The sequence below is a fragment of the Candidatus Hydrogenedentota bacterium genome, assembly GCA_016791475.1.
Lineage (GTDB): Bacteria > Hydrogenedentota > Hydrogenedentia > Hydrogenedentales > JAEUWI01 > JAEUWI01.
In genome coordinates this window covers 117,844-144,624 of the sequence record JAEUWI010000014.1, presented here as the reverse complement: position 1 = coordinate 144,624, position 26,781 = coordinate 117,844, and the positions used below count along the sequence as shown (strand labels likewise).

Annotated in this window: 21 protein-coding genes; 10 read left to right on the top strand and 11 right to left on the bottom strand. The window is 60.6% G+C overall.

Translation table 11 applies throughout. The features are described from left to right. Positions 1-399: 399 nt before the first annotated feature. From JNK74_09920 to JNK74_09910, 3 genes are all read left to right on the top strand, one after another. Positions 400-612, top strand: a complete 213-nt coding sequence (locus tag JNK74_09920) for a cold-shock protein (GenBank protein ID MBL7646491.1) — start codon at positions 400-402, stop codon at positions 610-612. A gap of 852 nt (positions 613-1,464) precedes the next feature. Then, the gene (locus JNK74_09915) at positions 1,465-2,799 is read left to right on the top strand and encodes an RHS repeat-associated core domain-containing protein (GenBank protein MBL7646490.1); all 1,335 of its coding nucleotides are present in this window, start codon (positions 1,465-1,467) and stop codon (positions 2,797-2,799) included. A 546-nt stretch (positions 2,800-3,345) separates the two neighbouring features. Beyond that, on the top strand, positions 3,346-3,909 hold the full coding sequence (locus JNK74_09910) for an RHS repeat protein (protein ID MBL7646489.1): 564 nt from the start codon (positions 3,346-3,348) through the stop codon (positions 3,907-3,909). A 114-nt stretch (positions 3,910-4,023) separates the two neighbouring features. On the opposite strand, the gene JNK74_09905 is transcribed toward JNK74_09910, so the two are convergent. The 3 genes from JNK74_09905 to JNK74_09895 form a co-directional block, all read right to left on the bottom strand. Continuing rightward, a complete protein-coding gene (locus JNK74_09905; protein MBL7646488.1) occupies positions 4,024-5,517 on the bottom strand; it encodes a hypothetical protein in 1,494 nt (497 codons plus the stop codon). Positions 5,518-6,705: 1,188 nt separating this feature from the next. Next, positions 6,706-8,007 carry a pyridoxal phosphate-dependent aminotransferase gene (locus JNK74_09900; protein ID MBL7646487.1) on the bottom strand — a complete coding sequence of 434 codons (1,302 nt, stop codon included), beginning with the start codon at positions 8,005-8,007 and terminating at the stop codon, positions 6,706-6,708. 203 nt (positions 8,008-8,210) lie between these two features. Continuing rightward, complete coding sequence (locus JNK74_09895) at positions 8,211-9,113, bottom strand: response regulator (GenBank protein ID MBL7646486.1); 903 nt, start codon at positions 9,111-9,113, stop codon at positions 8,211-8,213. Positions 9,114-9,423: 310 nt separating this feature from the next. Between JNK74_09895 and JNK74_09890 the strand changes: the two genes are divergently transcribed. Then, positions 9,424-9,570, top strand: coding sequence for a hypothetical protein (locus tag JNK74_09890; protein MBL7646485.1), 147 nt, complete (start codon positions 9,424-9,426; stop codon positions 9,568-9,570). A 1-nt stretch (position 9,571) separates the two neighbouring features. Here the strand turns inward: JNK74_09890 and sthA are convergent, their stop codons facing one another. Then, the gene (gene sthA / locus JNK74_09885; GenBank protein MBL7646484.1) at positions 9,572-11,053 is read right to left on the bottom strand and encodes a Si-specific NAD(P)(+) transhydrogenase; all 1,482 of its coding nucleotides are present in this window, start codon (positions 11,051-11,053) and stop codon (positions 9,572-9,574) included. A gap of 221 nt (positions 11,054-11,274) precedes the next feature. Here sthA and JNK74_09880 point away from each other — a divergent pair, with 221 nt between their 5' ends. Next, entirely contained in the window at positions 11,275-12,729 is a 1,455-nt protein-coding gene (locus JNK74_09880; GenBank protein ID MBL7646483.1) for a porin, read from the top strand. Between the two features lie 17 nt (positions 12,730-12,746). On the opposite strand, the gene JNK74_09875 is transcribed toward JNK74_09880, so the two are convergent. The 3 genes from JNK74_09875 to JNK74_09865 are packed head-to-tail and all read right to left on the bottom strand — an operon-like array spanning position 12,747 to position 16,296. Next, positions 12,747-14,291, bottom strand: coding sequence for a sensor histidine kinase (locus JNK74_09875; protein MBL7646482.1), 1,545 nt, complete (start codon positions 14,289-14,291; stop codon positions 12,747-12,749). A 44-nt stretch (positions 14,292-14,335) separates the two neighbouring features. Further along, the gene (locus JNK74_09870) at positions 14,336-15,277 is read right to left on the bottom strand and encodes a hypothetical protein (GenBank protein MBL7646481.1); all 942 of its coding nucleotides are present in this window, start codon (positions 15,275-15,277) and stop codon (positions 14,336-14,338) included. An 11-nt stretch (positions 15,278-15,288) separates the two neighbouring features. Continuing rightward, positions 15,289-16,296, bottom strand: coding sequence for a hypothetical protein (locus JNK74_09865; protein MBL7646480.1), 1,008 nt, complete (start codon positions 16,294-16,296; stop codon positions 15,289-15,291). Positions 16,297-16,497: 201 nt separating this feature from the next. Here JNK74_09865 and JNK74_09860 point away from each other — a divergent pair, with 201 nt between their 5' ends. Next, on the top strand, positions 16,498-18,018 hold the full coding sequence (locus JNK74_09860) for an MmgE/PrpD family protein (GenBank protein MBL7646479.1): 1,521 nt from the start codon (positions 16,498-16,500) through the stop codon (positions 18,016-18,018). 18 nt (positions 18,019-18,036) lie between these two features. Here JNK74_09860 and JNK74_09855 read toward each other — a convergent pair whose 3' ends face one another. From JNK74_09855 to JNK74_09845, 3 genes are all read right to left on the bottom strand, one after another. Further along, positions 18,037-18,444: a type II toxin-antitoxin system VapC family toxin gene (locus tag JNK74_09855; GenBank protein MBL7646478.1), complete on the bottom strand. Its 408-nt coding sequence runs from the start codon at positions 18,442-18,444 to the stop codon at positions 18,037-18,039. Further along, positions 18,444-18,674, bottom strand: coding sequence for an antitoxin (locus JNK74_09850; GenBank protein ID MBL7646477.1), 231 nt, complete (start codon positions 18,672-18,674; stop codon positions 18,444-18,446). Before JNK74_09850 ends, JNK74_09855 begins: the two co-directional genes overlap by 1 nt. Before the next feature lie 154 nt (positions 18,675-18,828). After that, positions 18,829-20,184 carry a DUF1624 domain-containing protein gene (locus tag JNK74_09845; protein MBL7646476.1) on the bottom strand — a complete coding sequence of 452 codons (1,356 nt, stop codon included), beginning with the start codon at positions 20,182-20,184 and terminating at the stop codon, positions 18,829-18,831. A gap of 132 nt (positions 20,185-20,316) precedes the next feature. Between JNK74_09845 and JNK74_09840 the strand changes: the two genes are divergently transcribed. The 4 genes from JNK74_09840 (at position 20,317) to JNK74_09825 (ending at position 24,882) form a co-directional block, all read left to right on the top strand. After that, positions 20,317-21,408: an ADP-ribosylglycohydrolase family protein gene (locus JNK74_09840; GenBank protein MBL7646475.1), complete on the top strand. Its 1,092-nt coding sequence runs from the start codon at positions 20,317-20,319 to the stop codon at positions 21,406-21,408. 34 nt (positions 21,409-21,442) lie between these two features. Beyond that, positions 21,443-22,876 carry a sulfatase-like hydrolase/transferase gene (locus tag JNK74_09835; protein MBL7646474.1) on the top strand — a complete coding sequence of 478 codons (1,434 nt, stop codon included), beginning with the start codon at positions 21,443-21,445 and terminating at the stop codon, positions 22,874-22,876. 105 nt (positions 22,877-22,981) lie between these two features. Continuing rightward, positions 22,982-24,310 (top strand): DUF2157 domain-containing protein, encoded by a 1,329-nt coding sequence (locus JNK74_09830; protein ID MBL7646473.1) that lies wholly within the window; start codon positions 22,982-22,984, stop codon positions 24,308-24,310. Beyond that, positions 24,307-24,882 carry a GDYXXLXY domain-containing protein gene (locus JNK74_09825; GenBank protein ID MBL7646472.1) on the top strand — a complete coding sequence of 192 codons (576 nt, stop codon included), beginning with the start codon at positions 24,307-24,309 and terminating at the stop codon, positions 24,880-24,882. Before JNK74_09830 ends, JNK74_09825 begins: the two co-directional genes overlap by 4 nt. Before the next feature lie 160 nt (positions 24,883-25,042). On the opposite strand, the gene JNK74_09820 is transcribed toward JNK74_09825, so the two are convergent. After that, entirely contained in the window at positions 25,043-26,731 is a 1,689-nt protein-coding gene (locus JNK74_09820) for a CehA/McbA family metallohydrolase (protein MBL7646471.1), read from the bottom strand. Positions 26,732-26,781: the final 50 nt, after the last annotated feature.

Below are 26,781 nucleotides of genomic sequence, written 5' to 3'. Positions count from 1 at the left end.
TCAGCCTTCAGCCTTCAGCCTTCAGCCTTCAGCCTTCAGCCTTCAGCCTTCAGCCTTCAGCCTTCAGCCTTCAGCCTCCAGCCTGAAGCCTCCAGCCTGAAGCCTCCAGCCTCCAGCCTGAAGCCTCCAGCCTACAGCCTACAGCCTAATTATCCCATTGCAACCGGCGAAAAGCATAGATTTAATCGATTTATTGGATTTTAACACCCGCCACATTGTCTTGCTTTTGAACACTAAAACTATTTCTATTGACAGATTGGCGGTACGGGTTTATTCTTGACTTTGCGGATTTGTTTTGTAGTGGCCGCGCGGACTTTCTTGGGATTTTCCGCCACCCATTGCAAGGAGTAGTGAGCAACAGGAAGGGAGGAGGTCGTGTCAGGAATGGGAACCTCTGCACTGAAATCTGGAAAAGTAAAATGGTTCAGCGATCAGAAGGGCTACGGCTTCATCGCGCGCGAAGAAGCCAGTGACGTCTTCGTTCACCATAGCGCCATCGAGATGGAAGGCTTTCGGACGTTGCGCCAGGGCGAGGAAGTGGTTTACGAACTCAAGGAGGGCACGAAGGGGCCGCAGGCCGTGCTGGTTAAGAAGGCCGGCGAAAAAGAATAGCGTATTGGGCAACACTGCGCGTTCCGGCGCCTGGGAACATGTTCCCGGCGCCGGTTTTCTTTTGTGCGCTCCCAGGGGACGTACCGCCGCCGGTGATCCACGGTCCGGGTGAGAAACGGCGGAAAACGAGGTGTCCTCGACCGAGGGGTACCACGCGTGTGCGGCGGCATGTCCCAGGGGATGTAAGGTCGTGACGAGCGGAATTCGAGATCGCTCTCCCTCATCCGGTTGGGACATGCCTTGCCTCGGGCATGAATGCCCAAGATCCTGTGGGTGGGCCAATCGAAGCGCACTCCGGAGCGCCTGCACACGGCAGGGCATCCCGACCCCTTGTCAAATCGTAAGAAATGCCCTACACTGAGTGCGCAGCAGTACCACGAAACCGTGTGAGGGAGTTGTTTCAACGTGCCAGCCCTATGCCAGCCCCGAATTGCGTCACGACCACGGCGTTTTCGCGTGTGTGGTTTCGGCTTCCGCGGCGGCCTGCGGAATAGCCTCGCGACTTCGAGGTTTCCTTTTCTTCTGCGGGAGTGGGTCATCGATATTTCTCGGGGATGGTACAGGCTGGTTGGGATTGCGGAGCGGAGCTCCGGGGACTTCATTCCCAAGCGGAGCTTGGGAACGAGGGATGGACAGATCCGTATCTGGTCGAAGACGCGCCTGGGCGGGGAATACAGCGGCGGCCACCTGCGCATGACCGTGACATCTTCGTCCCTCGTGCTCCGGACGAACGCCACAACCCTCGATACGGAAACCGTGGCCACGGATACGGGCGTGTGGTATGAATACTACGCCAAGGCCGACGGGGCGAATGCGGAAGTGTGGCGACGCAAGAAGGGTCGGAGACGCGCCGTGGCGGGCACCACCGACGCCATGGTCAAGGTGCTGGAGACCACTTCCTCCGCCGTGACCACGGCGGGTCGCAGATGCGCCGTGGCGGGTTACTTCACCTTTGCCTCGGGCACGGGGAACTACCTGGACGATGTGGTGGTGCTCAAACTCGATGGCGACACGGTGGAGACGGAAACCCAGGCTATCCGCCTTCGGCGGACTGCCAATGAAATGACCTCCCACACGTTGGACGGGGCCACCACAAGCTTCGCCTACGACCAGTTTGGGCGGATGACTCAGAAGACGCGCACGGGCGGCTACACCGGCACCTACTACTACAACTACGGCGACAAACTGACCAAGGTGGCGAGCAACTTCCAGGGCGAGGGTACGGTCACGTATGCCTATCCGCCTGCGGCGGACGACCAGAAACGCAGGTCAAGGGCGGTCACCGGCGGAGCCATGACAAAGTACCGCGTAGACCAAGGCTGGGGTGTAGTGAACGAGGAAAACAGCGGCGGCACTTTGCTGTCCACGTACATCCACCATCCCGGACGGCAAATAGGGACGGTGTTGGCAACTTCGGAGGGTAGCACAGCCTCATCTGGGACCTATGCCTACTATTTCCAGGATGCCATCGGCTCCACGCGAAGCCTGTGGGACGAGGACGGCGACCGCCTGGGCAAATACGACTACACCCCCTTCGGCGGGAAATATGGCAATACCGGCGAGGAGATCACCAGGAAGTTCACCGGTCACGACTGGGACAACGAGGCGCGGCTGTATCACACGGCGTATAGGCAGTACAGCCCGGATTCGGGACGCTGGCTGACCAGGGACCCGCTGGGGATGCATGACGGACCTAATGTGTATGCGTATGTGGTGAATAATCCAGTGAGCTTATGGGATGCGGACGGCCGCTTCTTTGGTGGCATTTCGGGCGTTGCTGTAGGGGGTGCCATTGGTGGAGAACTGAGGGGACGAAACAGCTCGTATAGTATGGCAAAGTTTGTCCAGTATATGTATTTTGGTATCCTGCTCGGGTGCGCCTTGGAAGCGATGGTTGGCGGTTATTTGGGACCGCAAGGTCCCTCAATACGACACTGCGTAGTTGCATGTAGAATGAAAAGGTGCGCTGGAATGCTAATTGGAAGTGGGGACTTTTTCTTCACTGTTGGTAACGACACATGGGAACTGTTGCAGTCAATTACTGGTTTACCTTTCGGTCGCGGCTGGACGTTTGGAAACAATGATTCACGGGAAGATACGGAAGCCGCTGTATTCGGTGCAACGATGTGCGGCAGAGATTGTGATTCTTGCGAAGATTGCTGTGGCGCTTTCTATAGACATCGTTAAAATTTGAACGGCAAAAGTTCCACGTAAAATAATTGGATAAGATTCATGCTCAGGCGTAAGCGTTTAGTCTTAGCGATAATTTTGGCACTAATGGGAGGATTACTTGGGAATGAAATCGCAAAGAGTTCTAATTGGTATCACGAATTACACAGCAAGCTTGGCATTAGCACAGCACGAACTAACTTGCTAGTACTATACGAATTGCTAAATATTGGAGATACCGAGGGAGAGGTTCTTAAAATCTTTGACCGAAACGGGATGTCCGCACTTAAACTGTCTAAATGGAAATCGGACCAGTGGGTCATTGCGACGCCACTTCAACTAATGGCAGACAATTGGATCTTGCTTTTGGATTTTGAGAACAATCGAGTTGTTCAAATAAGAATACGAACGGACGATTCGATCAACGAGAAGCCCGCTTCGTCGCCGCCAGATCGGACTGGGAAAACTCATTCAGCCAAATCCGGGCTGAGCCAACGCTAAATTCCGAATTGTGAACGGCGCCACTTCCCAACTTCCGACTTCTACTAACACGCCAATTCGCGCATGACCAAGGTGAAGAACGCCCTGAACCAGGAAACAGATTTCGTGTACGACTGTCTGGGGCGCAGGGTGACCACCACCTTCCCCTCGGGCAGTGGGAATCACATGATTACGGAGTATGATCTTCTGGGTCTCGCTACCAAAACCATCGACCTGGCGGGGAATTACACCCTCAATTACTTTGACGAGCGCGGTCGTCTGACCAAGTCCACCCTTCCGGTCATCGGCGATGTGAAGTATTTCTATGACGCCACGGGCCTGAAAACCAAAGTGACCGACGCCCTGAACCACTCCACGGAGTACTTCTTCGACTACACGCGCCACCTGCTGACGCGGACGCTGGACGCCGTCGGCAAGGAGTTGAAGTATTACTATGACGCGGTGGGCCGGGTGACGAAGACGGGGGCGGGCTCCTCGGGCGATATCATGCCCACGCTCAACTACTACGACGGCGCGACGGGCATGATGCCGAAGGTGCGCTATTCGCCTTCGGCGGAATCTGCGACACGGACGCGGCCAGCGCCACGTCGGACGTGCAGTACCATTTCAACAAAGCCCGGCAGATGACGAAGTTGACCGACTGGACCGGGCATCTGGAGTATCGCTATCTGCTAGAGGCGGACCTTCGGTAATGCCAAAATCCTTCTGACGCGGAATACCAAGGCAGTCGTTTCTCATATCTCAATCCGTGTTCAAATGTAGGGTCGTTTTCTCATAAAGTAGTTCGTCATTCGTAGGCACAGCGTGTTCCCCCGTGTTATCCCAGAATTCCCAGAATCCGCCGCGTAGCTTGACCCATACTCGGTTGTTTGGCTTGTCTTGCCACCAAGTCTCACCACTTGACTCCCGAAGGGCCTGAAACGAACCCAGAGCGTTGTATGGACGTGTTCGGTCGTAAGCCTCGACGTAGACTTCGGGTGTGACCGCGCCACTGAGCTGGATTCCGATCACCAGGGTGTCCTCGGGCTTCAGCATGTTCTCAAATCCCAGGCTCAGATCGGTCGGCATGGGCGAACGGGCAAACTCGATGAGGTACAGTCCACTTCCATGGGCGGCGAAATGGCGGTAGGGAGAAAGAAACCACTCCTCGACGGCCTCGTTAACGGTCCACGTACCTATGGGAGCCAGAGAATCGGGATCGAGTCGCGTTGCCTGAAGCGCCATCAGCGGATGGTCCGGTGGGCTTTGGTTATTGATGACGAAGTTCATGATGCCGTAGAACGGCCCTGGGACAGACACCCCGCCCGTGCCCTCGCCAGGGGGAATGGACGACACTGGGAGACCATGGGTGAAGAAAGGTTCGTCGTAGACGATGAATTGACCCGCCGGTCCCCAGAGCCCTTCCGGATCAAATACCGCACCCGCGAGAGCAAAGTGTTCCTGTTCGGCCCGCGAGCGATAGCCGGGGTGGGAGTCCAATAGAAAATTGGCTGTGCTCCGCGTCAATCCCATTTCCACGGGGTGGAGATAGTAATCGTCGGTGGCAAAGACACCGCTCCGCACATCCGCCACCAGCGGAAAGTTTACGACGAGGTTCTCTCGGATATCGAAGGCTCCCTGGAACGTTGCAAAGGCCGTGGGGATTTCCGTGCCACCCAAGGGCTCCACGAAGGGCTCGGGACGGGGTGTGGCGCTGTTAAGACTGTCTCCGATGGCCAAGGAATGTTCAATAACACCATCCTCCCCCGCACCAGCAAAAAAACGACCCACATTGTCTGCGGAGACGATGCCCGAGTAATTCGGCCAGGTGGAATAATCCCAAAGGCCACCCCGACCACTCTTCCAAATCACAACGCGACTCACATCAAAACGCTGGATGGTGTCAAAAGGAAATTCAGGGTCCAGTTCATCGGTGGTGGAGATATAGCGGGCGGGGGCCACATTGCCCGCGTTATCCACTTCAACATAGTCCAGCATCAGACCTTCGGCACCGGTGCTATGGGTGCTATTGTCGTTGAACGTGCCAAAGGGCAAGCGGTCGGGCCGCATGGCTACAAAATGGTTCGGCCCCCAGGGTGTTGCCGGGAAACCCAGCCAATACCCAAAGCCCTGGCAATCCGCCACCGCGTTGTTCGTGACAACGTTGTCCGGATTTGATACCCGAAATCCACTCGACCCGCCTTCGGAAAAGACTTCATGCTGCTTCAAGGCGTCAAAAGGATTGGGGTTTCGCACACGAAGAACGAGATTGTGAATAAAACAGGGACAGGCACCTATATTAACACGATCAACCGATCTTCCTCCCACCCGCCAATCCTTCCCCCGCCCACCAGGTCAACGTCCGCACCGAATCAATGGGGGGGGCATACCCCTCCCCGAAACCGGACTCATTTTCAGGGATGGAAAACCCAGAAAGCCTTCGCCGTCCCAAGGGGACTGTCCATACCGAGGGTGCGCTCGACGAGATCACGGCGACGGAGACCGTAGAGGCGACCCAGGCGGGCGATGCGGCTTCAGGACCGTCCCCCGCTCTTGAAATCGCGGGACAGTCCCGCGCGCCAGAGTTTGCTGCTCCCGCCGCAATTGGCCTGTGGGCGCACTGGTGCGCATCGCTCAATGCGAATCATGACGCGCGCAGGACAGTCCTTCATGACACCTCGCGTCACCCATAGAGGTTGGAAGTCGTATCCGAGCTTTACCCCCCCTACCCCCGCAAGCGGGGGGAGCAAGAGGTTCACTTTGAGATGTAAGGTTCCCCCCGCTTGCGGGGGGCCAGGGGGGTAAGCACCCTGAAGAGCAAAAACCAACTCGTATTTTCATCCGTGCCGCAGGTGTATTTCCAGGACCGTCCCGTCGTTCCCCGCTCTTGAAATCGCTCGCCAGAGTTCGCTTCTCCCGCCTGAATTGGCCTGTGGGCGGGCTGGCGCGCAGCGCTCAACGCGAATCATGACTCGCGCATGGCAGTCCTTCATGACACTTCGCCTCACCCATAGAGGTTGGAAGTCGTATCCGAGCTTTACCCCCCTACCCCCTGCAAGCGGGGGGAGCAAGAGGTTCACTTTGAGATGTGAGGTTCCCCCCGCTTGCGGGGGGCCAGGGGGGGAAGCACCCTGAAGAGCAAAAAGCCAACTCGCATTTTCATCCGTGCCGCAGGTGTATTTCCAGGACCGTCCCGTCGTCCCCCGCTTTTGAAATCGCGGGACAGTCCCGCGCGCCAGAGTTTGCTCCTCCCGCCGCAATTGGCCTGTGGGCGCACTGGTGCGCATCGCTCAATGCGAATCATGACGCGCGCAGGACAGTCCCGTCGCAGGCAATTTCGTGATTCGCGGTCGTGGGCGCGAGGCCATCCCCTGGGGCCGTCCTCCGGGCAAAAGAAAGGCCCCCGGGCGGGTTGCCGGGGGCCTTTGCGTTTCCTGGTGTGTGTCAGCTCGCGCAATAGGCGTCGATGGACTGGCGCAGGGTCTGGAAAATGTGGCTGCGCTTTGCGGGGTCGGATTCGAGGAGGGTGAATCGGAAGCCGGCGTGGCTGCACTGGAAGCCGGTGAGGGGCACGACGACGATACCCGTGGCGCCCATGAGGTAGTAGACGAAGCGTTTGTCGGGGGATACGCCTTTGACGAGTTCTTCGATGCGCGCCTTGACGACGGGGTTGTCGATCTCGAGGGTCTGATGGTCGCCGAGGAGTCCTTCCTTGAACATGACGGTGAAGTAGAAGGCGCCGCCGGGTTTGTTGGCGATGACGTATTCGCAGCCCTCGAAGGCGTCCGCGGCTTCCTGGGCGCGCTCGGCAAACATGGCGGCGCGGGTGAGGAGGTGCCCTTCGTAGCGGCTGTCGCCGAAGACGCGGGGGATGGACATCTGGGGCAAGGTGGTGGAGCAGACTTCGAGGCGTTTTGCAGCGAGGAGGCTCTCGGTGTAGGTGGCGAAGTTTTTGTCTTTGCCGCGGTTGAGGATCTCGAGCCAGCCGCAGCGCGAGCCGGGCCAGGGGTATTCTTTGCTGATTCCGCGCATGGCGATGGCGGGTACGTCCTGAATCCACTGGCTGGTGTGGATGCGGGGGTAGCCTTCGTAGACGATGTGGGCGTAGATCTCGTCGGTGATGATAAAGAGGTCGTATTCCTGGGCGATCTTGACGATCTCGTCGAGGGTTTCGCGGGAATACACCGCCCCGGTGGGGTTGTCGGGCGTGAGGATGAGGATACCGGCGATGGAGTCGTTGTATTTGACTTTCATGCGGATATCTTCAACGTCGGGCATCCAGCCGTTGTAGGGGTCGAGCTTGTAGGTGAGGTGGTTGTATCCCGAGTGGGCGGCTTCGGCGGAGGAATGGGTGCTGTAGGCCGGGGAGGGGCCGAGGATGCGGGCTTCGCGTTTGAGGAAGCCGTAGACGCGCGCGACGGCGTCGCCGACGCCGTTGAAGAAGAGGAGGTCGTTGGGGGTGATCTGTACGCCGCCCGCGCGCTCGTTTACTTTTGCGGCGAGGAATTCGCGGGTTTCGATGACGCCGGCGGTGTCGCAGTAGCCGTAGGACTTGGGCTCCAGAAGGAGTTCGCTGAGGATCTCGCGAATCCAGGGGGCAAGCTGTTCGCCTTTTTCGATGGGGTCGCCGATGTTTTCCCAGATGATGTCGCGGCCGAGCCCGCGAATTTCCCGGGCCACGCCCACGATCTCGCGGATCTCGTAGCTCAGGTTTTTCGCGCCTTCATGAACGATGCTGCGTCTCATGCCCGGTTCTCCAACATAGGGGCCATTGCCATTGTGTGCTTGTACTTTAGTCCATGCATACGGGTTGCTGAGGGGTGGGGGATGGGGTGACGGGGCAGTGCTACCCGGCCTCAGAAGGACCTGTCGCAAGGCGGAATAATAGGCGCTGGCGCGGCCGGAATGCAAATCCGGTCGCCGTCCGCCCTTCGGTATTGTGACTTTTTCTATCGCCGCCGGTCGCGGAAGACGCCCGAGTGGCGGCTTTCCGCGGCGGTGGCGCGGAGGTGGGACAGGGTTTCAAAGAGGTCGCGGGAGGCGTGGGTGCTGTCGGCTTCCCGTTTGGTGACGCAGAGGAGGAATTCCAGCATGCGGTTGGCGCGCCAGGTCTTCAGGAGATTGGGTTTGGCGAGGGATTCGAGGAAGCCGGGGAGGTGGTTGCTCCAAACCTCGTTTACGCGCTGGGCGAGGGCGTCGGCCTTTTCCGGATCGATGATGAAGACGAAGTGTCCGCCGCCCATATGGCCGACGGAGAAAAACTTAGGTTCGACCTGTCGTGCGCAGAGGTGGAGGCACCGGGCGAAGTGGCGGAGGGCCTTGAGCTGCTGTTCGCGATCAGTGTCCACGTGAAATTCATTGATGCCCATCAACTCGACATAGCCGATGATGAAGACGGTTTTCCGGGAGATGGCCTTTTGAATTTCGGACTTGATGCTCTTGGAGTTGGGCAGGCCGGTAACATCGTCGGTTATGGAGGTTTTCGCGCTCGAAAGGAGCAGGTTTTCGATTCGGGTGAGCAGGAGATTGGGGGTGAAGGGTTTGGTGACGTAGTCGTCGGCGCCCTGGGCCAGTCCGTGGTTGATTTCTTCCTGGGAATCCATGGAGGACAGGAAAAGGATGGGCAGGGTGTAGTAGTCGGTGTTGGCCCGAATACGCCGGCAGACTTCGAAGCCGGAGACATCGGGCAGCATGACATCGAGGATGAGCAGGTCAACTTCGCGCATATTGACCTTTTCGAGGAGTTGCTCCCCGCGGTTTTCGAAACGACAGGCGTGGCCCCGGAGCTTCAACTGGTCGCAGAGGAAATCGGTGATTCGCTTGTCATCGTCTACAATGAGGATATTCGCCATTACCCAACCTTATGCTGCCGGAAAAAACCAAGCCACAGCCCCGCAGGCAGTACTCCCAAACCCCGACTCGGTCAGGAGCCGCATAGACCGTAGCATGTGCTGCGCTGTGCACATACCGGGGGCGGGGTGCGGCGAACGTCTGTCGGGAGTATTATACAGGATCCGGGGGCGGATCGTGTGTCGAAAAAAGGAAATCCTTTGGGGGGTTGAAATGCGAATACTGCGTCAGGCACCATCGGCCACGTTGGGCGCAGCGCCCTCCAATTCAGAAACATCCAAGGGACATGACCAAACATCGGGAGAAGGAACAATGACCGTACGGAAGCTTCGAGAGATATTTGCGGCACTATTCGCCATGACGCTGGTGGTGATACTGATTGCCGTGGCGGCGGCCGTTTTTGGCTATCGAATACCGGGTCTGGTCAACATTACCGATGCCCTGGGGTTGGCCCAGTAGGTCACGCGGTGTCTGCGGCGCTCTCGCCCGCCTCTCGGGTCACCGGGGTCGTCTTGGCGGGCGGGTCTTTGCGTTCGTTCTGTCCCTGGGCGCCCAGCCGCTTGAGGCCGTTCAGGGCCGCGATCTTATAGGCTTCGGCGAGGGTGGGGTAGTTGAAGACGGTGTCGATGAAATAACTGATGGAGCCGTTGAAGGCCATGACGGTCTGGCCGATATGGAGCAACTCCGAGGCGCCGTCGCCCATGATGTGGACGCCGAGGAGGTGGCCCGTCTTCTGGTGGAATACGAGCTTCAGGATACCGGTTTCGTCGCCCATGATCTGTCCCTTGGCCACTTCGCGGTAACGGGCGATTCCGATCTCATAGGGGATGCCGGCCTCGGAGAGTTCCTGCTCGGTCTTGCCCACCATGGAGATTTCGGGAATCGTGTAGATGCCGTAGGGGAGCAGTTCGGTATCGGAGAAAAAGGGTACGTCGAAGGCGTGGCAGGCGGCGAGGCGTCCCTGCTCCATGGAGGTGGACGCGAGGGCGGGAAAGCCGACGATGTCTCCGGCGGCGTAAATGTGGGGTACGGCGGTCTGGAGGTGGTCGTTGGTGTCGATGAGACCGCGATTGTTGGTGGTCAGCCCCGCGGCCTCCAGGTTCAGCCCATCAACGGCGCCGGAGCGTCCCGAGGCGAACATGAGCATGTCGGTCTTAATTTCCCGGCCGTTCTCCAGGGTGGTGATGACCCGACCGCCGCTGTCGGTCCGTACGGTGGTGAAGTCCTTTCCCAGATAAAGCGTCACCCGTTCGTCGCGCATGTGGAAGGTGAGGGCTTCGCAGATTTCGCGGTCGAGGAATCGGAAGAGATCGTTTCGTCGGTCGAGGAGGCGCACATCGACGCCCATGGCGGAGAACATGCAGGCGTACTCGGTTCCAATGACGCCCGCGCCGATGATCAGCATGCTTCGCGGCAATCGATCCAGATCGAAGTCGCCCTGAAACATGGTGTCGGTGTCGATGATGGAGGTCCCATTGAAGGGGACCCGCTCGGCGCGATAGGGGACGGTGCCGACGGCGATGAGGATTCTCCCGGCCTCGAACAAGCGTTTGCCGTTCCGGGTCTGAATGGCGACGGTGTGGGGGCCTTCAAAGGAGGCGGTGCCGTACACGACTTCGACACCGGTGCGGAGCAGGCGACTGCGGGCGACTTCATTCTCGTGGTTGACCACGTGACTGACGCGCTGGCGGAGGTCGTCGAAGCAGACGTCGGCCTTGACCTGGTATCCCCGGCCATAGACGGAGCGGTGGCGGTAGCCGGAGAAGTAGAGGATGGCCTCGCGCAGGGTCTTGCTGGGGATGGTTCCGGTGTTGCTGCACACCCCGCCCAGGACTTCGCGTTTTTCCGCGATCACCACGGACTTGCCCAGCTTGACCGCCTGAATGGCGGCGCGCTGTCCCGCGGGCCCCGACCCGATGACCAGGTAATCCACTTGCTGCATGCTCTCGCTCCTGTCCAGATACTTTCATGTCGGATAATGTGGGCACAACAATAGCGCGAAGGGACCCCGTAGTCAAAGAAAAGGGCGCGGGGCGGCGGGTATTGTCTATAATCGTCAGTGTTCTGTAAATGTAAATTTGAAGCGTGGGATTCCATCGGGTACAATTCCGGTGTCTGAAAGGTCCGGGCCGTCGAGGCCGTCATTCGAAGGAGCGATTCGAGATGAACACTCGCGCCCGCATGGTCCTGTACACTGCCATTGTCCTCATTGCGGCGCCGTTCGCGGCCGCCGACGACGCCAGCGCGCGCGAAGCGCAACTCGCGGATCTGGTCCAGCGCCTGGAGGGGCGTCTTGAACAGGTGGAGCGGGAGTTGAGCGAACTCAAGTCCCAGCAACAGGCCGCGGCCCCCGCGGTAAGCGCCGCGCCCCCCGGCGCGACGACGGCTGCGCCCGCTCCGGCGAAGACCTTGCCCCTCGACGCCCCCCAACCCCTGGAAGTTTATTGGCGCGACGGACTCGAACTGAAATCGGCGGACGGGGCCTTCTCCATCCGCGTGGGCGGGCGCATCCAGCTTGATACCGCCTTTTTCGACGAGGATTCCGATTGGGCGCGACTCGGGGCGGCGTATCCAGAATTCGGTCTGGGCGATGAACAGGACGGCTTGGAATTCCGGCGGTCGCGGCTTTCGGTGGGCGGCACCATCTATCGGGATTTGGCGTTTCGTGCGGAGTACGATTTCGCGGCGGACTCGCCGGGGAACGATGGCGGTCGCTTTGCCGACGTCTTCCTTGAATTGAAAAACCTGCCCTATCTTGGCACCCTTCGCATCGGGCACTATCAGGAGCCCTTCACCCTGGAAGAGGTGATCTCGAACCGCCACACCACGTATCTTGAGCGCGGCCTTCCGAACGTGTTCGCGCCCAGCTTCAATGTGGGCGCGATGGCGCGCAACTCGCTGCTGGACGAGCGCATGACGTGGACGCTCGGCCTCTTCAAGACGACCGACGACTGGCCCTCGGAGAACGATAGCAGCGAGCAGGATGGCTATGCAGTGACGGGCCGGGTTACGGGACTTCCCTGGAAATCGGAAGACGGTCGCCGTTACCTTCACCTCGGCGCGAGCGCCACGCGGCGTAATCCGGACGGCCCCTTCCGCTACCGCGCGCGACCGGAGGCCCACCTTGCGCAGGCCTATCTGGATACGGGCACCCTCGAAACCAGCAGTCTCCTTGCCTACGGCGGAGAAGCGCTGCTGGTGTATGGTCCGGCATCGCTTCAGGCCGAGTATGTCCGCTCCGACCTGGACGTGCAGGATATCGGTGAACGCCATTTCGACAGTTACTACATTTCGGGATCGTGGTTCCTTACGGGCGAGAGCCGCCCCTACTCGGCGGCGGAGGGCGCGCCGACGCGGCTGCGGCCGAAGCATCCTTTCTCCCTTCGCGAGGAGACGAAAGGGTGGGGCGCCTGGGAAGTGGCGCTGCGCTACTCCGCGCTGGACTTGAACGATGGACCGGTGCGCGGCGGGGAAATGGAAGACTGGACCTTTGCGCTGAACTGGTACCTGAATTCGAATACCCGCATCATGCTGAACTACATCCTGGCCCATCCGGAGAACGATCTCAACGACGGGGATGTGGAGATCCTCCAGACCCGGTTCCAGGTTGACTTCTAAGACAATCGAATTACGGCCTACGAAGCCGGAAGCCTGATCACAACGGCGGTTCCCTTCTCGCTCTCGGTATGGAGCAGGATGGAGCCGCCGTGTTGTTCAACCACGGAGCGGGTGACGGCGAGGCCGAGCCCGTCGGATTGCGCGTCGACGGAGTAGAAGGGCACAAAGATATGGGGGCGGGCGTCTTCGGGAACGCCCTGACCGCTGTCGACGATGCGTATTTCAACGCTATCGCCTTCCCGCGCGAGATCCACGCGGATACCCCGGTCGTGTGGGGACGCGGTGGCCGCGTTTTCCATCACGAATTCCACGGCGCTCCTCAGGGCATCCGGGTCGATCTTCGCCTGAACGTCCCCGCAGAAGTTGGAGACCACCGAAACCGGACGGGCGGACTGAAAATCGGTGACGACATCTTTGAGCCATGGGGCCAGCGCCATGTCGCGCAGGACTACCGGGGGCTCGACGTCACGGCTGTCCAGGGCGCGAATCGTGAGCAGGGTCTGGAGGATGGCGTTTCTGGCCTCGTGGTTCTCTTCGGATTCCGGCAGGCTGCGGAGAGCCTTTTCCAGTCCCGGCAGCAATTGCCGGTGGATGACCCGGGCCTCGCGGCGCATGAGGGTGGCCTGGAGTTCCTGGAGTTCTTTCTCCGCCTGAAGCTGGAGCTCCTGGCGGGCGGTCCGAAGGCTGCGGTCCATCGTGCTCCTGAGGGAATCACGCTCCTCCTCGGCCAGGTAACGGGCTTCGATTTCCCGCTCAAGCTTGCCGCGCAATAGGTCTTTCTCACCGGCGATCCTCTGTACGCGGGTGGCATAGTCCCGGAATCGGGACCAGGTCACGTGTTCGCGCCCGTCATCCTCCGGGGCGTCGGACATGGTGCCCGTAATCCGCGCCAGCGGGCGAAAGAAGAGGCGCTGGAGCGACGCCCAGACGAGGGTCATGGCCAGGATGATGAGACAGAGATAGAAGCCCACGCTCCCCCGGGCCAGCACGTCATAGGCCGCGGCGGCACTGTCGGCAAAGGATTCGAGGCGTATCCCGGTTGACTCCTGGATTCGCCCAATCCCGAGCATGAGGTTTGCTTCGGGGAAGGCGCGAATCCTGACCATGCCGGGGGCCTCGGCGCGACCGTCGAGATAGTCCGCGTAGTTGTCGATTTCGATGTCCTTCGGGCCGCCTTTGCGCGCTTCTTCGAAGAATTCCCCAAGGGCGCCGGCCTCGAGCAGGGGCAGCAGGGCCGGATCGGCGGGGTGTTCCGGCAGGGGCGAACCGGCGCCGTCAAGGAGGAGATAGCGGTCCCCGGGGCCTGCGGTCATAAAGGGGGCCAGCGCGGCGGCGGGGGCGCTTTCCTTGAGCGCGGGGGGCAGATTCTCGTAGATCGCGCCGAGTTGCTGCACGGCGGTTTCGAGGCCTGTGGTGCCCTCGCTGAGGAGCTCCACATGAAAGGTGCGGACCGCGCTCTCCTGTAACCGGGTCATGCCGCGCATTCCCAGCCAGCTCGAAGCGGCCAGGAAGAGGGCCATGACGGCAAAAATGCAGATTAAGAGGTTGGTGCGAATACTCACATGCTTACCCGATCTCTACTGGGGTGAAAGTTGAAATGAAGGAATCATGCGCCACCGATGGGAACCTCCAGGCCGGGCGCGCCGTACTTGTGGGTAAGGTGGAGCTGGGTGAGGGAGAAGTAGCAGGTTAGAAATGGCTGCTCATAGGCCCGAAGTTTAACGAAAGGGGCCTCACTTTCGGTCAGGGCGGTCGTGACGGGGACCAGAGAGACGACGCTGATGGTATTGTAATCCGCGCCCCGTCCGTCCAGCATGGTGGCAATCTGGCTGACGGGTCCCGCGTCCCAGAAGATGACGTCGGGCAGGGGACCTTCATTAATGCGCTTGGCAAGTGCCGGATCGGGCAGGAAATCTTCGAGTTCATCGCCGAGGGGCGCGGCGACAAGGCGTTCGGGCTCAATGGCGCGGGCGCTCAGGAGATCGAGGCAGCCCCGGAGCCTGGAACCGGGGGCGACGTCCGCCGTGCCGCTGATCACCAGTACCTTGGATTCGGGGGAAATGGACAATCGGTCCACTGCGGCTTCCGCGAGGCTGAAACCACTGTGCTCGCCCCGATCCCCGATGAATCCGGCGCCCGTGGGTCCGAAGCGCTTCCGCGCGGCGGGCAGCGGGGTGTCGTGGAAGGTAACGAGGATACCCTGTCGGCGCGCTTCGATGACAAAAGGCAGGATCAGGGCGTCATCCCGGTGTCCCGGCAGGCTGATACCGTCGGGGGCGAGAGCGATGGCGCGCTTGAGGGCGCGGGCGATCGATGGGGCGTCGTTTTCGCAGCCGAGCAGGGTGACGGGGCCGTTCCAGTCGTTCTCGACGGCTTCGCAGGCCCGTGCGATGGAGGCCCTGTCCTCGGAGTCGGGCGCATCGGTTGTAATGAACACGGTGCGCACCCGTCCATCGTCTTCCTGCCCCGGTTGTTCGCCGGAGGAGACGACCATGGCGAAAGTCGCGACGAGGGCGAGGTTGATATAGACCAGTTTCGAATTGCTCAAGGAAGCGCTCCTCAGAATCGCTGTACGAAGGCGGTATTTTCCGGCTCTTCGGCCTCCGCCAGTTTGTCCCGGTCGAAGATCCTGAAGGGCGTTTCGATCCGGGGGCCGATCGCCGTGTACTGCCTTCCGAGACAGGCCTGAAGTATGGTGAGATAGGCCTGGAGCGGTAGGTTCTGTTCGATGACGAGACTGAGGTTGGTGGCGGAGTTGCGCAGGGTATCCAGATTGTAGGAATCGAGGCCCACGCCGACAAGGGGCACGGAACTCGCCGGAATCGATTCGGCCACCATGGAGGACAGGGTAGATTCCAGCGGTGCGTCCAGACTGCACACGAGCGCCGGCAGCCTTTGCCCGTCTCTGGCCTCGCGCAGGTGGTCGCGGATATGTTCACCGGCCCTGGCCGCGTCGGTGAGTGAAATCTCCAGAAACTGGGGAACGAGTCCGTGGTGCTGGATGGCGTCCAGCGCTCCGCCGTGGAGTCCCTCGGGATCGGCGAAGTCGGGATCGCTGATGACGAGGACGGGCGAGCCCGGGCTCAGATGATGTTTCTCCACGGCAGTGGAAATGAGTTCATAACCGGCGCGCTTGAGGTCGGGGCCGGCGAATCCGAAGCCCTGGGCGCTGTAATCGCTCTGCAGATCGGGGAGGGGTCGGGCATAGGACGTTACCGTGATGCCCTCCTGGAAGGCGTCACCGATGAGTGGGGCGAGCGGTGTGGATTCGGGGCCCCCCATGAGGCAGATGCCATCCGGTACCCCGGCCATTTCCTGCTGGAAAAGATTGGCGAGCAAGTCGGGGTCCCAATTGGTGCACTGCACATCCACCTGACACCCCAGATCGCGCCGGGCGCGTTCCGCGCCGGCACTGACGGCGATCTGCGTCGACTCACCGGGCTTGCCACCCGTCAAGAGTACGATCCGCAGTCCCTCGAAGGGGCGACCTGGCGCAGGCTCGTCCACAAACTGGATCACGATCAACCCAGACAGCACAAGGGCCGAAATCACAAGCAGGTATCGCATGACTCTCCAGATCGGCGGCGGGTTCCCAGGCTACCCGCACTCTTCCCAGGCGGGTATACTATCACGTACCCCAGATAATTCAAATCCCCGGCAACTTGATGTCATTGGAACCCTGCTTAACAATTCGGATACACTTTTCCCACTGGCAATAACGCCGGTTGCAACCATTCCGCTGTAGCCATGCGGTGTAGGACGCCCTTCATGAAGTCGTTTGAAGTCAGAGTTTACCCGTCCAAGGAGGAACTGCCGAAACGGGAGCAGCTCGCTTCGCGCCTCGCCGATGTGGCCGTGCAGCGACCGGAGGTGGATCCGGAGGCGCGGGAGATGGTGATCAACCGCTTCATCGATAATGCGGCGGTGGCCATCGCGGCCATAAACCGCAGTCCGGTATCCAATGCCCGAAGCCAGGCCCTGTCCCACCCGCGTCGTGGTGGCGCGGCGGTATTCGGCATGCCGGTCGAGCAGACTTTCGACGCCGAGTGGGCCGCCTGGGCGAACGGGACGGCGGTGCGCGAACTGGACATGCATGATACGTTTCTGGCGGCGGACTATTCTCACCCGGGCGACAACATCCCCCCGATCCTGGCGGTGGCGCAGCAATGCGGTCGTGCCCAGGGGCTGAGCGGTGTGGATCTGGTGCGGGGCGTTCTGGCGGCCTACGAAGTCCAGATCAGCCTCGTTAAGTCGATTTGTCTACATGCCCATAAGAAGGATCACATCGCCCACCTTTGTCCCGCTCAGGTGGTCGGGATTGGTGCGCTCCTCGGTCTCGATCACGACGTGGTCTGTCAGGCGGTGCAGCAGGCGGTCCATGTGTCCTTTACGACGCGCCAGTCGCGGAAGGGCGAGATTTCGAGCTGGAAGGCCTATGCCCCGGCCCACGCCGGAAAGCTGGCGATCGAAGCGGTGGATCGGGCCATGCGGGGAGAGAAGAGCCCTTCGCCGATTTACGAAGGCGAAGACAGCGTTATCGCCTATATGCTTGACGGGGCGGAAGCCACCTATGCCATTTCCCTGCCCGAACCCGGTGAACCACATCGTTCTATTCTTGAGTCGTATACGAAGCAGCACTCGGCCGAATACCAGAGCCAGGCGCTCATCGATCTGGCCTTCAACATGCGCGACAAGGTGACCGATTTCGACAACATTGAAGAGATCGTGATCCATACAAGCCATCATACCCATTACGTCATCGGGACCGGCGCGAATGACCCGCAGAAGATGGACCCGAAGGCCAGTCGCGAAACGCTGGATCACAGTATCATGTACATTTTCGCCGTGGCGCTTCAGGACGGGGCCTGGCACCATGTGGCGAGTTATTCGCCGGAGCGGGCGTCGCGACCAGATACGGTTCAACTGTGGCACAAGATTCGCACGGTGGAAGATCAGGAGTGGACGCGGCGCTATCATTCGTCCGACCCCCAGGAAAAGGCCTTTGGGGGGCGGGTGGAGATTCGCTTTAAGGACGGGTCGAGCATTCAGGACGAGATGGCCGTCGCCAATGCCCACTCTCTGGGGGCGAAGCCGTGGACCCGGCCGGACTACATTCGAAAGTTCGAGACGTTGACCAAGGGCATTATCACGCAGGAAGAGAGCGAGCGCTTTCTGGGGGTGGTTCAGAATATCGTCGAGCTTGAGGCCAATGATTTGCTGCAACTCAACGTGCAGTTGCCCTTTGATGCGTTGAAGTGCAACAAGCGGGACAACCGGGGATTGTTTTGAGCGGACGGGGGGCGATGGTCATGAAACGCCCAGCCAGTTTTCCACTTCCAATCCCTCAACGCGTCGGAACTCTCGCTCATTATCGGTAACAACCGTTGCCCCGATTGACCGTGCGTGCGCGGCTATCATGGTATCCAGTGGCCCGATCGGCGTGCCCGCGCGCTGGAGTAGGGCACGGATGTCACCGTAGTGAGCCGCGGCGTTGGCTCCGAAGGGCAGCACCTTAAGTTGGGCGGTGAACGCCGCGAGTGCGATTCGATTCCGGTCCGTCTGCATGCTTTTCTGTACGCCGAACTCTAATTCGGCGAGCGTGACGGCGGAAAGCGCAACGGTCCCCGGCGCACAGTTGACTAGACGCCCACGAACGGCCTGGTCGCGTCGTCGGATGAGCGCGATACAGATGTTCGTATCCAGTATGTAGCGTATCAAAACGCCTCTCGCTCCTGGTCTGCTTCGGGAGCTTCCCGCTCGACCATGAAATCATCGGAAAACATGTCCAGGCTTGCAAGTAAGGTATCCCAGCCGCCGGTTACGGGAAAGAGCATCACAATTCCGTTCAGCTTGCTGATGTAGACCTCTTCACCGTCAAAGCGAAAATCTTTAGGCAGGCGAATCGCCTGAGAGCGGCCGTTGGGGAAAATCTTGGCTTTCTGCATGGGAGCGCACCTTTCAGGACTATTGCTATATACCGAAGTATATACCATGGTTTGGAAGCGGTCAAGGAGGGGCTTAGATGCGAGCAACCATAAAAAACGCCAGCGCCTCGGGTGAGACGCTGGCGATTGATGCTGGGAGAGCTGGCAGGGGGGGCTAGATCTTAATGACGATATTTCGGTTGTAGAAGTAGCGCGCCATGGAATACATGATTCCCCAGTAGACCACGAAAGAGCCCAGAACGAACAGCCCGCTTTCGGTGGACTTGTAATTCCAGTGGGAATTCAGATTGCCGTACATCTCCAGGGTAAGCGACTGGAAGATGTATAGAAACAGGGGATTCATGCCCACGACCGCCATGCCGGGCACGTTGAATTTCAAAATATCGCAGATGATGTAGAAGGCGAGCAGGTGGAAGACCGCGAGGGCGGTGGCCCAGAAGGGGAAGGGCATGGTCAGGTAGTTCTTGGAGAACACCCAGCCGTTGGCGTAGCGCGGGGCTTCTGTGGGCTTCTGCGCGGCCAGGGCCACCAGTTTGTCGTGGGACAGGCGAGCGAATTCTTCGAGATTGCCCGCTTCGAGGGCTGCTTCGGCTTCGGGATTGCCTTTGGCGGTCGAAGCAAACATGCCGTGGCTCTTTCCCATTATTTCTTTTGCGGGGCCAAAGTCGTTTTCCAACATGGCGGCGGCGGCCCAGGGTTCAGCTTTGCTGAAGTAGGCCTTGGTGCCGACAGCCCGGACGCCCCAGCCCGCAACCGTAAGGATGAGGCCCATGCAGGCAAGTCCCGCCAGAATCTTATTGCGATCGCGCGTGGCCATGATGTCATAGGCTACTGTGCCGCAGATCAAGATGAATGCCCAGCTCCAGTGGCCCAGCGGCCCGCCGTTGATCTTGACGTCCAGCAGGGCGTCACGCAGGGGCAGGAAGATGGTGATGACGGGCCAGGGCAGGTCGTTGGGACCATCGCCATAGCTTCCGAGGCGCAAGAGCCAGACGCCGTAGCTGGTGTAGGAGAAGATGAGCTGATAGGCCGTGAGCAGGGCCAGGGCAAACGCGATGCGCACGGTCCACTTCTTGTCCACGACCAGCAGGCCGACGAGTCCGGCGAGGCCGATGCTCATCAGGGCGTCCCAAAGCCAGCCGGTGTAGATGGCGAAAGCGATGAGCACCAGCGTGAAGTAGCGCCCGGCCAGCGACTTTCGGGCGACATTGGGCGGATACTTCTCGACCTTCTTGAGCCACGAGATGCGCAGGCCGATGCCGACGACGAACATGAAGATGGGGGCGATGGTGTCGGCGTAGGTCATGTAATGGTTGTGGTGGTGGAGCTGCTCGCCGAAAATGAATTTGAGAGGGTCTTTGAGCCCTTCAATGTTCAGGGCATCCACCCACTTGGTGCTGTAGTGGCCGAAAAAATTGACCAGCATCATGCCGAAAATGGCATAGCCGCGAAACTGGTCGATGGACTGGACGCGATCTCTGGACGGATCGATAGCGGGCGAGTTGGACATGGCGGAACTCCGAGGTTAACTGATTGGACGGCGCATGCTACCATTTGGTTGCAATTGGGAACAACTTTTCTGGAATTTTTCGGTTTTTGATCGCCCCGGCGATTGAGCGAATATGTCTGAAGGCTGATGACGATGGAAGCGGAATGCGAATCGGAAAGAGACACTTTCGCAGTGACCGAAGCTGCCCTGGGGTGTCTTGCGGGCATGGCTGCGGGCGACGCGCTGGGGCTTCCTTTTGAAGGGCTTTCCGCGCAGCGCCGGCGTCGCATGTATCCGAAGCTCCGGCAGTGTTTTATGTTGCGCCACGGCATGATCTCCGATGACACCGAGCACGCCTGCATGGCGGCCCAGGCGGTGATTGCGTCGGGCGGCGATCCGGACCGTTTTGTGCGCAGCCTTTCCTGGCGGCTCCGGTTCTGGTTGCTGGGTCTCCCCGCCGGCGTGGGTCTGGCCACGGCGCGGGCGATCCTGCGACTCTGGGCTGGGACCGCGTGGCAGCGCAGCGGTGTTTACTCGGCCGGCAACGGTCCGGCCATGCGCAGCCCGATTCTTGGCGTGCTGTTTGCCCGCCAGCCGGTGCTGCTCCGCGAACTGGTACGCCGCTCAACCGTGCTGACGCACACGGACCCCAAGGCATTTTTCGGAGCGCTGGTGGTGGCGATTGCCGCGCGTGAGGCCGCAATCAGAAGGGACGCACTTCGGCCCGAAGCGTTTCTGGAGTGTGTCGAGTCGGAACTCGCCGACGGCGCGGAGGAAATGGTGTCGCTGGTCAGGGAGGTGGTCGCGAGCGTGGGACGGGGGGCATCCACGGGCGATTTCGCGCGGGAGATGGGTCTTGCCACGGGCGTCAGCGGCTACATGTACCATACCGTACCGGTCGTACTTCACGCATGGCTTTCTTCTCCGATGGACTACGAGGCTGCCGTGTCCGCGGTAATCGACTGTGGTGGCGATACGGATACGACAGCGGCGATTACTGGCGCGATTCTGGGGGCGGCCACGGGATTCGAGGGAATCCCCGGCGCGTGGATCGATGGACTGGCCGAATGGCCCTGCGGCATCGCCTGGATCCGCAGGGTCGCCGCGCGGAGCGCAGAGGTTGCCGAGCGTGGCGTTCCGTCCGCACCTGTGCGACTTAATGTGCCAGGACAGCTCTTGCGCAACTTGTTTTTTCTGTGCGTGGTACTGTTACATGGCTTCCGGCGACTGTTGCCGCCTTATTGAACTTACATCCAGCCCCTTTGTTCGGAGCGTACACATGCCGATTCGTGCCGCCGGTCTCTTCGTCTCTCTGCTCTTCGTAATCCTCTCCGCGCCCGCCGCCGAAGCGCGGCCCAATATCGTCCTGTTAATGGCCGACGACCTCGGCTGGGGCGATCCGGGCTTCAACGGCGGCACGGTCATCGGGACACCGAACCTGGACGCCATGGCCGCGGCGGGGCTGAAGTTCAATCGATTTTATTCGGCCGCGCCGGTGTGCAGTCCCACGCGGGGCAGTTGCCTGACGGGGCGGCATCCTTTTCGTTACGGCGTTCGCTTTGCCAATGGCGGCCACATGAAGCCCGAGGAGATCACCCTGCCCGAGATTCTTTCGGAGGTGGGCTACGCCACCGGGCACTTCGGCAAGTGGCACCTGGGGACGATGACGCCCAAGTATTCTGGGCAGACCGCTCGGGAACCGGAAAAGCACTATGCCACACCGGGGATGAACGGGTTTGCGGAGTGGTTCAGCACGGAGTTTGCCGTGGGCACCTGGGACCCCTATGCGGTGGAAAGCCTTCACCCGGTGTTGAAGGGTGTCGTGGACAGGCGGGCGCTCTACTGGCAGAATGGCGAGAATGTCAAAGAGTCGCTGGATGGGGATGACTCGCGGATCATCATGGATAAGGCGATTCCCTTCATTGAAGGGGCCGTGGCGGCGGCGAAGCCCTTCCTTTCGGTGATCTGGTTTCACGCGCCTCATGCGCCGGTGGTGGGTGGGCCGGCGTACCGCGCGCGTTATGCGGAGCACCCTGCAGAAGCGCAACACTATTATGCGGCGGTGGCGGCGATGGATGAACAGGTCGGGCGACTTCGGGCGAAGCTGCGCGAGCTCAAGGTGGCGGAGACTACCATCGTTTTCTTCTGCTCCGATAACGGTCCCGAAGGGGACGCGCCGGGCGAGCGCTACATGGGGTCCGCGGGCCAATTCCGAGGACGCAAGCGGAGCCTGTTTGAAGGGGGCGTTCGCGTACCGGGGCTGCTTGAATGGCCCGCACAGGTTAAGGCCGGAACGGTGTCCGACTACCCCGCCGTGACGAGCGACTACCTCCCGACGATCCTCGAAGTCTTGAGCATTTCGATGCCTGATTCACGACCCATGGACGGAATCAGCTTGGTCCCGGTTATCCGCGACGGGATCCAGGAGCGCCCCGCGCCCATTGCCTTTGAGACCCTGGGCAAGGCGGGTTCCGTGGAAACACGAGAATCACCGGCGGTGGCGCTGACGGACAATCGCTACAAGTTGTTGACGGACTTTTCCGCGTCTGGCGCGGAGGACCTGCTCTTTGACCTGCAAACGGACCCGGGCGAGACGACGAATCTGGCTGCATCGGAAGTGGCGCGCGTGGCTGCTATGAAGGATACTTTGGCGGCGTGGCGCGCGAGCTGTTTGGCGAGTGACGGCGGGGCGGATTACCGGACGGTAAAGTAAGAAATAAAAATGTTGCATATCTAACAGTTTGGAGGTATCATTTCCTTGCGGGTGGCCGATGGTCGGTCGCCCCCTACCCGGCTGTGGCCGGAGGGGAGAAGGGTTATGGGCCAACGATCGATACGATGGCTGTACGACGAACTGCCGGGACTGGTGGCCTCGGGCGTGGTGTCGGCGGAGACGGCGGCGCGTCTTCGCGAGCACTATGGGCCAGCGCCGGAAGGCGGCGTCAACGTGGCGAAGATATTGCTCGCGATTCTCGGCGCACTGCTGATTGGCGCGGGCATTATCCTGACGCTGGCGAGCAACTGGGATGAGCTGGGCAGGCCCGCGCGGGCGGTGTTGAGCTTTCTTCCGTTGCTGCTGGGCCAGGCGATTGCCGCGTGGACGCTGGCGCGGCGCATGGACTCGATTGCGTGGCGGGAGGGGGCGAGTGCATTTCTTGCGCTGTCGATCGGGGCAAGCATTGCGCTGGTGGGGCAGACCTACCACATCCCCGGCAACCTGGCGAATTTTCTTTTCACGTGGCTGCTGCTCGGGCTGCCGTTGATCTACCTTTACCGCAGCGCGACCGTCGCCATGCTCTATTTCATCGGGGCGACGGGCTGGGCGATTGAGGCGCAGAGTCAGGGCGGGCATGCCCTGTGGTACTGGGCCATGCTGTCGGCCGCGCTGCCCTTTCTTTGGCTGGAGCACCGGCGGGACAGCGCCGCGCCGCGCAATGCCTTCCTCGGCTGGGTGCTGTGCCTGAATCTTTGCGTGGGGCTGGGTGTGTCGCTGGAGAAGGTGTTGCCGGGCCTGTGGATCGTGATTTACACGGCGATGTTTGCAGCCTTCTGCCTGCTGGGCCGCGAATCCGTGACGGGGCGTTCGGGTCAGCCTTTCCGCTTGGTTGGCGGCGTGGGCACGGTGGTTCTCGCGTTGCTGCTGACCTTTGACTTTGGCTGGAACGACATCGGGTTCCGTCACTATCGCGCAGGCAATGCGCGCTATCTGGAATGGGTCGGGGTTGCGGACTACGCACTCCTGCTGATAGCTCTCGGGGCGGTGGTTGCGCTTGCGGTGCGCAGTGCGGGGCGCAGGGATTGGAACGCCCTCGCCTGGGTGGTGTCGCCCGCGCTCGCCTGTGCGTTTTTTGTGTTGTGCAGTCTGGAGACGGGGGCCGGCGTTGATACTTTGGCGGCTTATGCCTACAACCTGTACCTGTTTGTCCTCGGTATTGTGGTCTTGCGCGCGGGCATCGTGTCCGGGCGGATGGCTACGGCGAACGCGGGGCTGGGCATTCTTGCGTTGCTCTTTACGTTCCGATTCTTTGACAGCGACATGGGGATTCTATTTCGGGGCGTGGCCTTTATCCTTATCGGGATGGGCTTTCTGGGTGCGAACCTGTGGATATCGCGGCGTGCCGCAAAGCAGAAGGAGTTGGCGTCATGAAAACCGTGCAATGGGCTGCTTTCGTGGTTATGGCGCTTGCCCAGTTGGCGGTGCCTTTCCTCATGATTGGATCGCGCGAGGATGTGCTGGCGTCGGGCGTGGCGTACAAGTTCCGCTGCGGACCGGTGGACCCCTACGACGCGTTTCGCGGGCGTTATGTAGCCCTGAGCTTCCCGGATATGCAGCTTGAGAACTGGACCGGTATGTTCTTTGACGGCACCGAAACGGCCTATGCGCTGCTTCGGGTGGACGAAGTGGGGCTTGCGAAGATTGCGGACGTGACGTTGAGCCCGCCGGCGTCGGGTGATTATCTGAAAGTGAAGGCCTATGGCGGCGGCGCGGGAAATTCAACGCTCTGGGTGACACTGCCTTTTGACCGCTACTACATGGACGAGTTTCAGGCGCCGGCCGCCGAGGCGGCTTATCGCGGGCAAAGCCGAACGGAGGAGGGCGCCCATGCCGTCATCCGCGTGCGGGAGGGCGAAGGGGTGATCGCGGGGCTGTACTTCGGCGATCTATCCATCGAGGAATACCTCCGGCAGGAGGCTGAGAAAACGGTGCCTGCTGAGTAAAAAGAATCAATATGCATTGACCACGGAGCCCACGGAGGCACGAAGAAAAGAATACGAGAGAGGGAAGAAAGAGAGGCATAACAGACTTCAAGTTTGTCATGACTCAGCATGGGAACCTCGCGAGCTCTTTTTCTTCTCCGTGCCTCCGTGTCTCTATTGTTCAATCACTTGACCCGCCCATACGCGCTGCCAGCAGGGCGCGGCAGTCCTGGTAGTAACGGATTACATCGGCTTTCTTCTCGAAGTCCATGGCCTCGATTTCCACGATACGCTCGTCGAGCCTGGCGAGCAGCCAGTTTACCGACGCCATGTTTGCGATGGGCGCTTCGCCGCGCATCACGTATATCGGGTTGGTGTGGGCCTCGGCGTCGGGGAGTCCTTTGACCTGCTCGCCGTAGGCCCGCGCGGCGAACCAGGTGGAGCCGCTCAGGGGGAGTTCGAAGCGATAGGTGAGCTTCTGGGGCAGGCGGCCGGCTTCTGTGGTGCGGTCGACTCGGAAGTGCTTTGCGACGGTTCCATTCGCGATGATTTCGACATCGGAAACGGTGGAAACCTCTGAGCGCACGGACAGGGACACATTGACCACCTTAGCGTCCGCGTCGATGTTGAGCGAGTCGCCGGGACCCGCGCCATTCACCGTGAAGTCGAGCATCGGGCCGGTGGTCATGAAACTGCGGCCCGCAACGGCGGCGTCGGTCCAGGCGCGCATGGATTTATCCTCGCCCAGGCGCACATAGGTGCGGCAATCGCCCAGGGCCCGGCAGTAAGGGAAATCGCTGGCGCCGACCGAGGGAAAGCGAAAGCCCGCGTTCAGAATGTGGTACCAGCCCTCCAGGCCGATGCCGCGATAGATGGCGAACTGCAGGAGTTCCACGCCGTCCGTCGCGCCTGGAATGTAGTCGGCGTAGATCTCCTTTTCGTAGCCCCCGTGGGCGTGAAAGGCTTTGCCGTTGAGGCGGTGGACTTCCTTGGCGACTTCGGCGAAGGTGGGCCATTCATTGACCGCGAGCACCTGATCTTTGAAGAGGAGCTCGTCCGCCATGAGCAGGAGGATGTGGCCGAAGGTAACGTTTCGATATTCAAAACCTGAACTGACCACCTGATTGCCGCGCTGCAGCACCGATGCATCGCCCATGCCCTGCAACTGGGGCCACTCCTGGTCCGCCATCACGCCGTTGAACTGTTTCGGATCGTTCATGCCCAGGAGGAAGCCATAGCGGATATCCTCCGCCGCCGTGAGGTCGAGGGCGCGCTCCAGGTCCGTGTTGTCGCGACGGTTCAGGTGAATATGGGGATCGCCCGAATACCAGCCCGCCGCCGCCATGTCCAGCGTGCGCTCCAGGGTAATGGTGACTTCCTGCGTGGCCGCCGCCGCGATGGAAATGGTCTGACGGACGGGACGAAACTCAAAACCCTTCCACACCTCGATGGTGCAGTCTCCAGTGGGTACGCGGACCGATTCGTCGCCATCGCAATAGAAAAACCAGCCGTAGTAGCGAAAAGGGCCTTTCTCCTTGCGATTGCCGAGACGCTGGAGGCTCCAGGGCTGCTGGGCGTGGGCTTCCGGCTCGTAGTAGTTGCCGTCCTGCCCGATGACATTGACGCGGCAGAAGGTGGGCTCGCCGGTAGCCAGATCGATCACACGCAGGTTCAGCAGGGCCGACTGCGCGCCCTCGGCAACGGCGGGCACGCCGGCAACGGTCGCGCCGGGGGCCGTGTGGATGAGCGCCTCGGCCTCGGGGGAGACGGGCACGAGGGGGCCGTGGGCGTCGTCGTGGGCCTGAACCACGCATGGGACTATGAAGAGGGCGATGAAGAGGACTGCGGTTAGACCCACCCGATGGTTCATGGTGCATTGCTTCCTTTGCGTCTTAGCGCCTTTGCGTGCGATGGCAATTC

Bases quoted from the DNA above. Each gene is read 5' to 3' on its own strand.
- JNK74_09910 (MBL7646489.1), top strand. From the start codon at position 3,346: ATGACCAAGGTGAAGAACGCCCTGAACCAGGAAACAGATTTCGTGTAC.
- JNK74_09900 (MBL7646487.1), bottom strand. From the start codon at position 8,007: ATGAGACGCAGCATCGTTCATGAAGGCGCGAAAAACCTGAGCTACGAG.
- JNK74_09895 (MBL7646486.1), bottom strand. From the start codon at position 9,113: ATGGCGAATATCCTCATTGTAGACGATGACAAGCGAATCACCGATTTC.
- JNK74_09890 (MBL7646485.1), top strand. From the start codon at position 9,424: ATGACCGTACGGAAGCTTCGAGAGATATTTGCGGCACTATTCGCCATG.
- sthA (MBL7646484.1), bottom strand. From the start codon at position 11,053: ATGCAGCAAGTGGATTACCTGGTCATCGGGTCGGGGCCCGCGGGACAG.
- JNK74_09880 (MBL7646483.1), top strand. From the start codon at position 11,275: ATGAACACTCGCGCCCGCATGGTCCTGTACACTGCCATTGTCCTCATT.
- JNK74_09865 (MBL7646480.1), bottom strand. From the start codon at position 16,296: ATGCGATACCTGCTTGTGATTTCGGCCCTTGTGCTGTCTGGGTTGATC.
- JNK74_09860 (MBL7646479.1), top strand. From the start codon at position 16,498: ATGAAGTCGTTTGAAGTCAGAGTTTACCCGTCCAAGGAGGAACTGCCG.
- JNK74_09850 (MBL7646477.1), bottom strand. From the start codon at position 18,674: ATGCAGAAAGCCAAGATTTTCCCCAACGGCCGCTCTCAGGCGATTCGC.
- JNK74_09845 (MBL7646476.1), bottom strand. From the start codon at position 20,184: ATGTCCAACTCGCCCGCTATCGATCCGTCCAGAGATCGCGTCCAGTCC.
- JNK74_09840 (MBL7646475.1), top strand. From the start codon at position 20,317: ATGGAAGCGGAATGCGAATCGGAAAGAGACACTTTCGCAGTGACCGAA.
- JNK74_09835 (MBL7646474.1), top strand. From the start codon at position 21,443: ATGCCGATTCGTGCCGCCGGTCTCTTCGTCTCTCTGCTCTTCGTAATC.
- JNK74_09830 (MBL7646473.1), top strand. From the start codon at position 22,982: ATGGGCCAACGATCGATACGATGGCTGTACGACGAACTGCCGGGACTG.
- JNK74_09825 (MBL7646472.1), top strand. From the start codon at position 24,307: ATGAAAACCGTGCAATGGGCTGCTTTCGTGGTTATGGCGCTTGCCCAG.
- JNK74_09820 (MBL7646471.1), bottom strand. From the start codon at position 26,731: ATGAACCATCGGGTGGGTCTAACCGCAGTCCTCTTCATCGCCCTCTTC.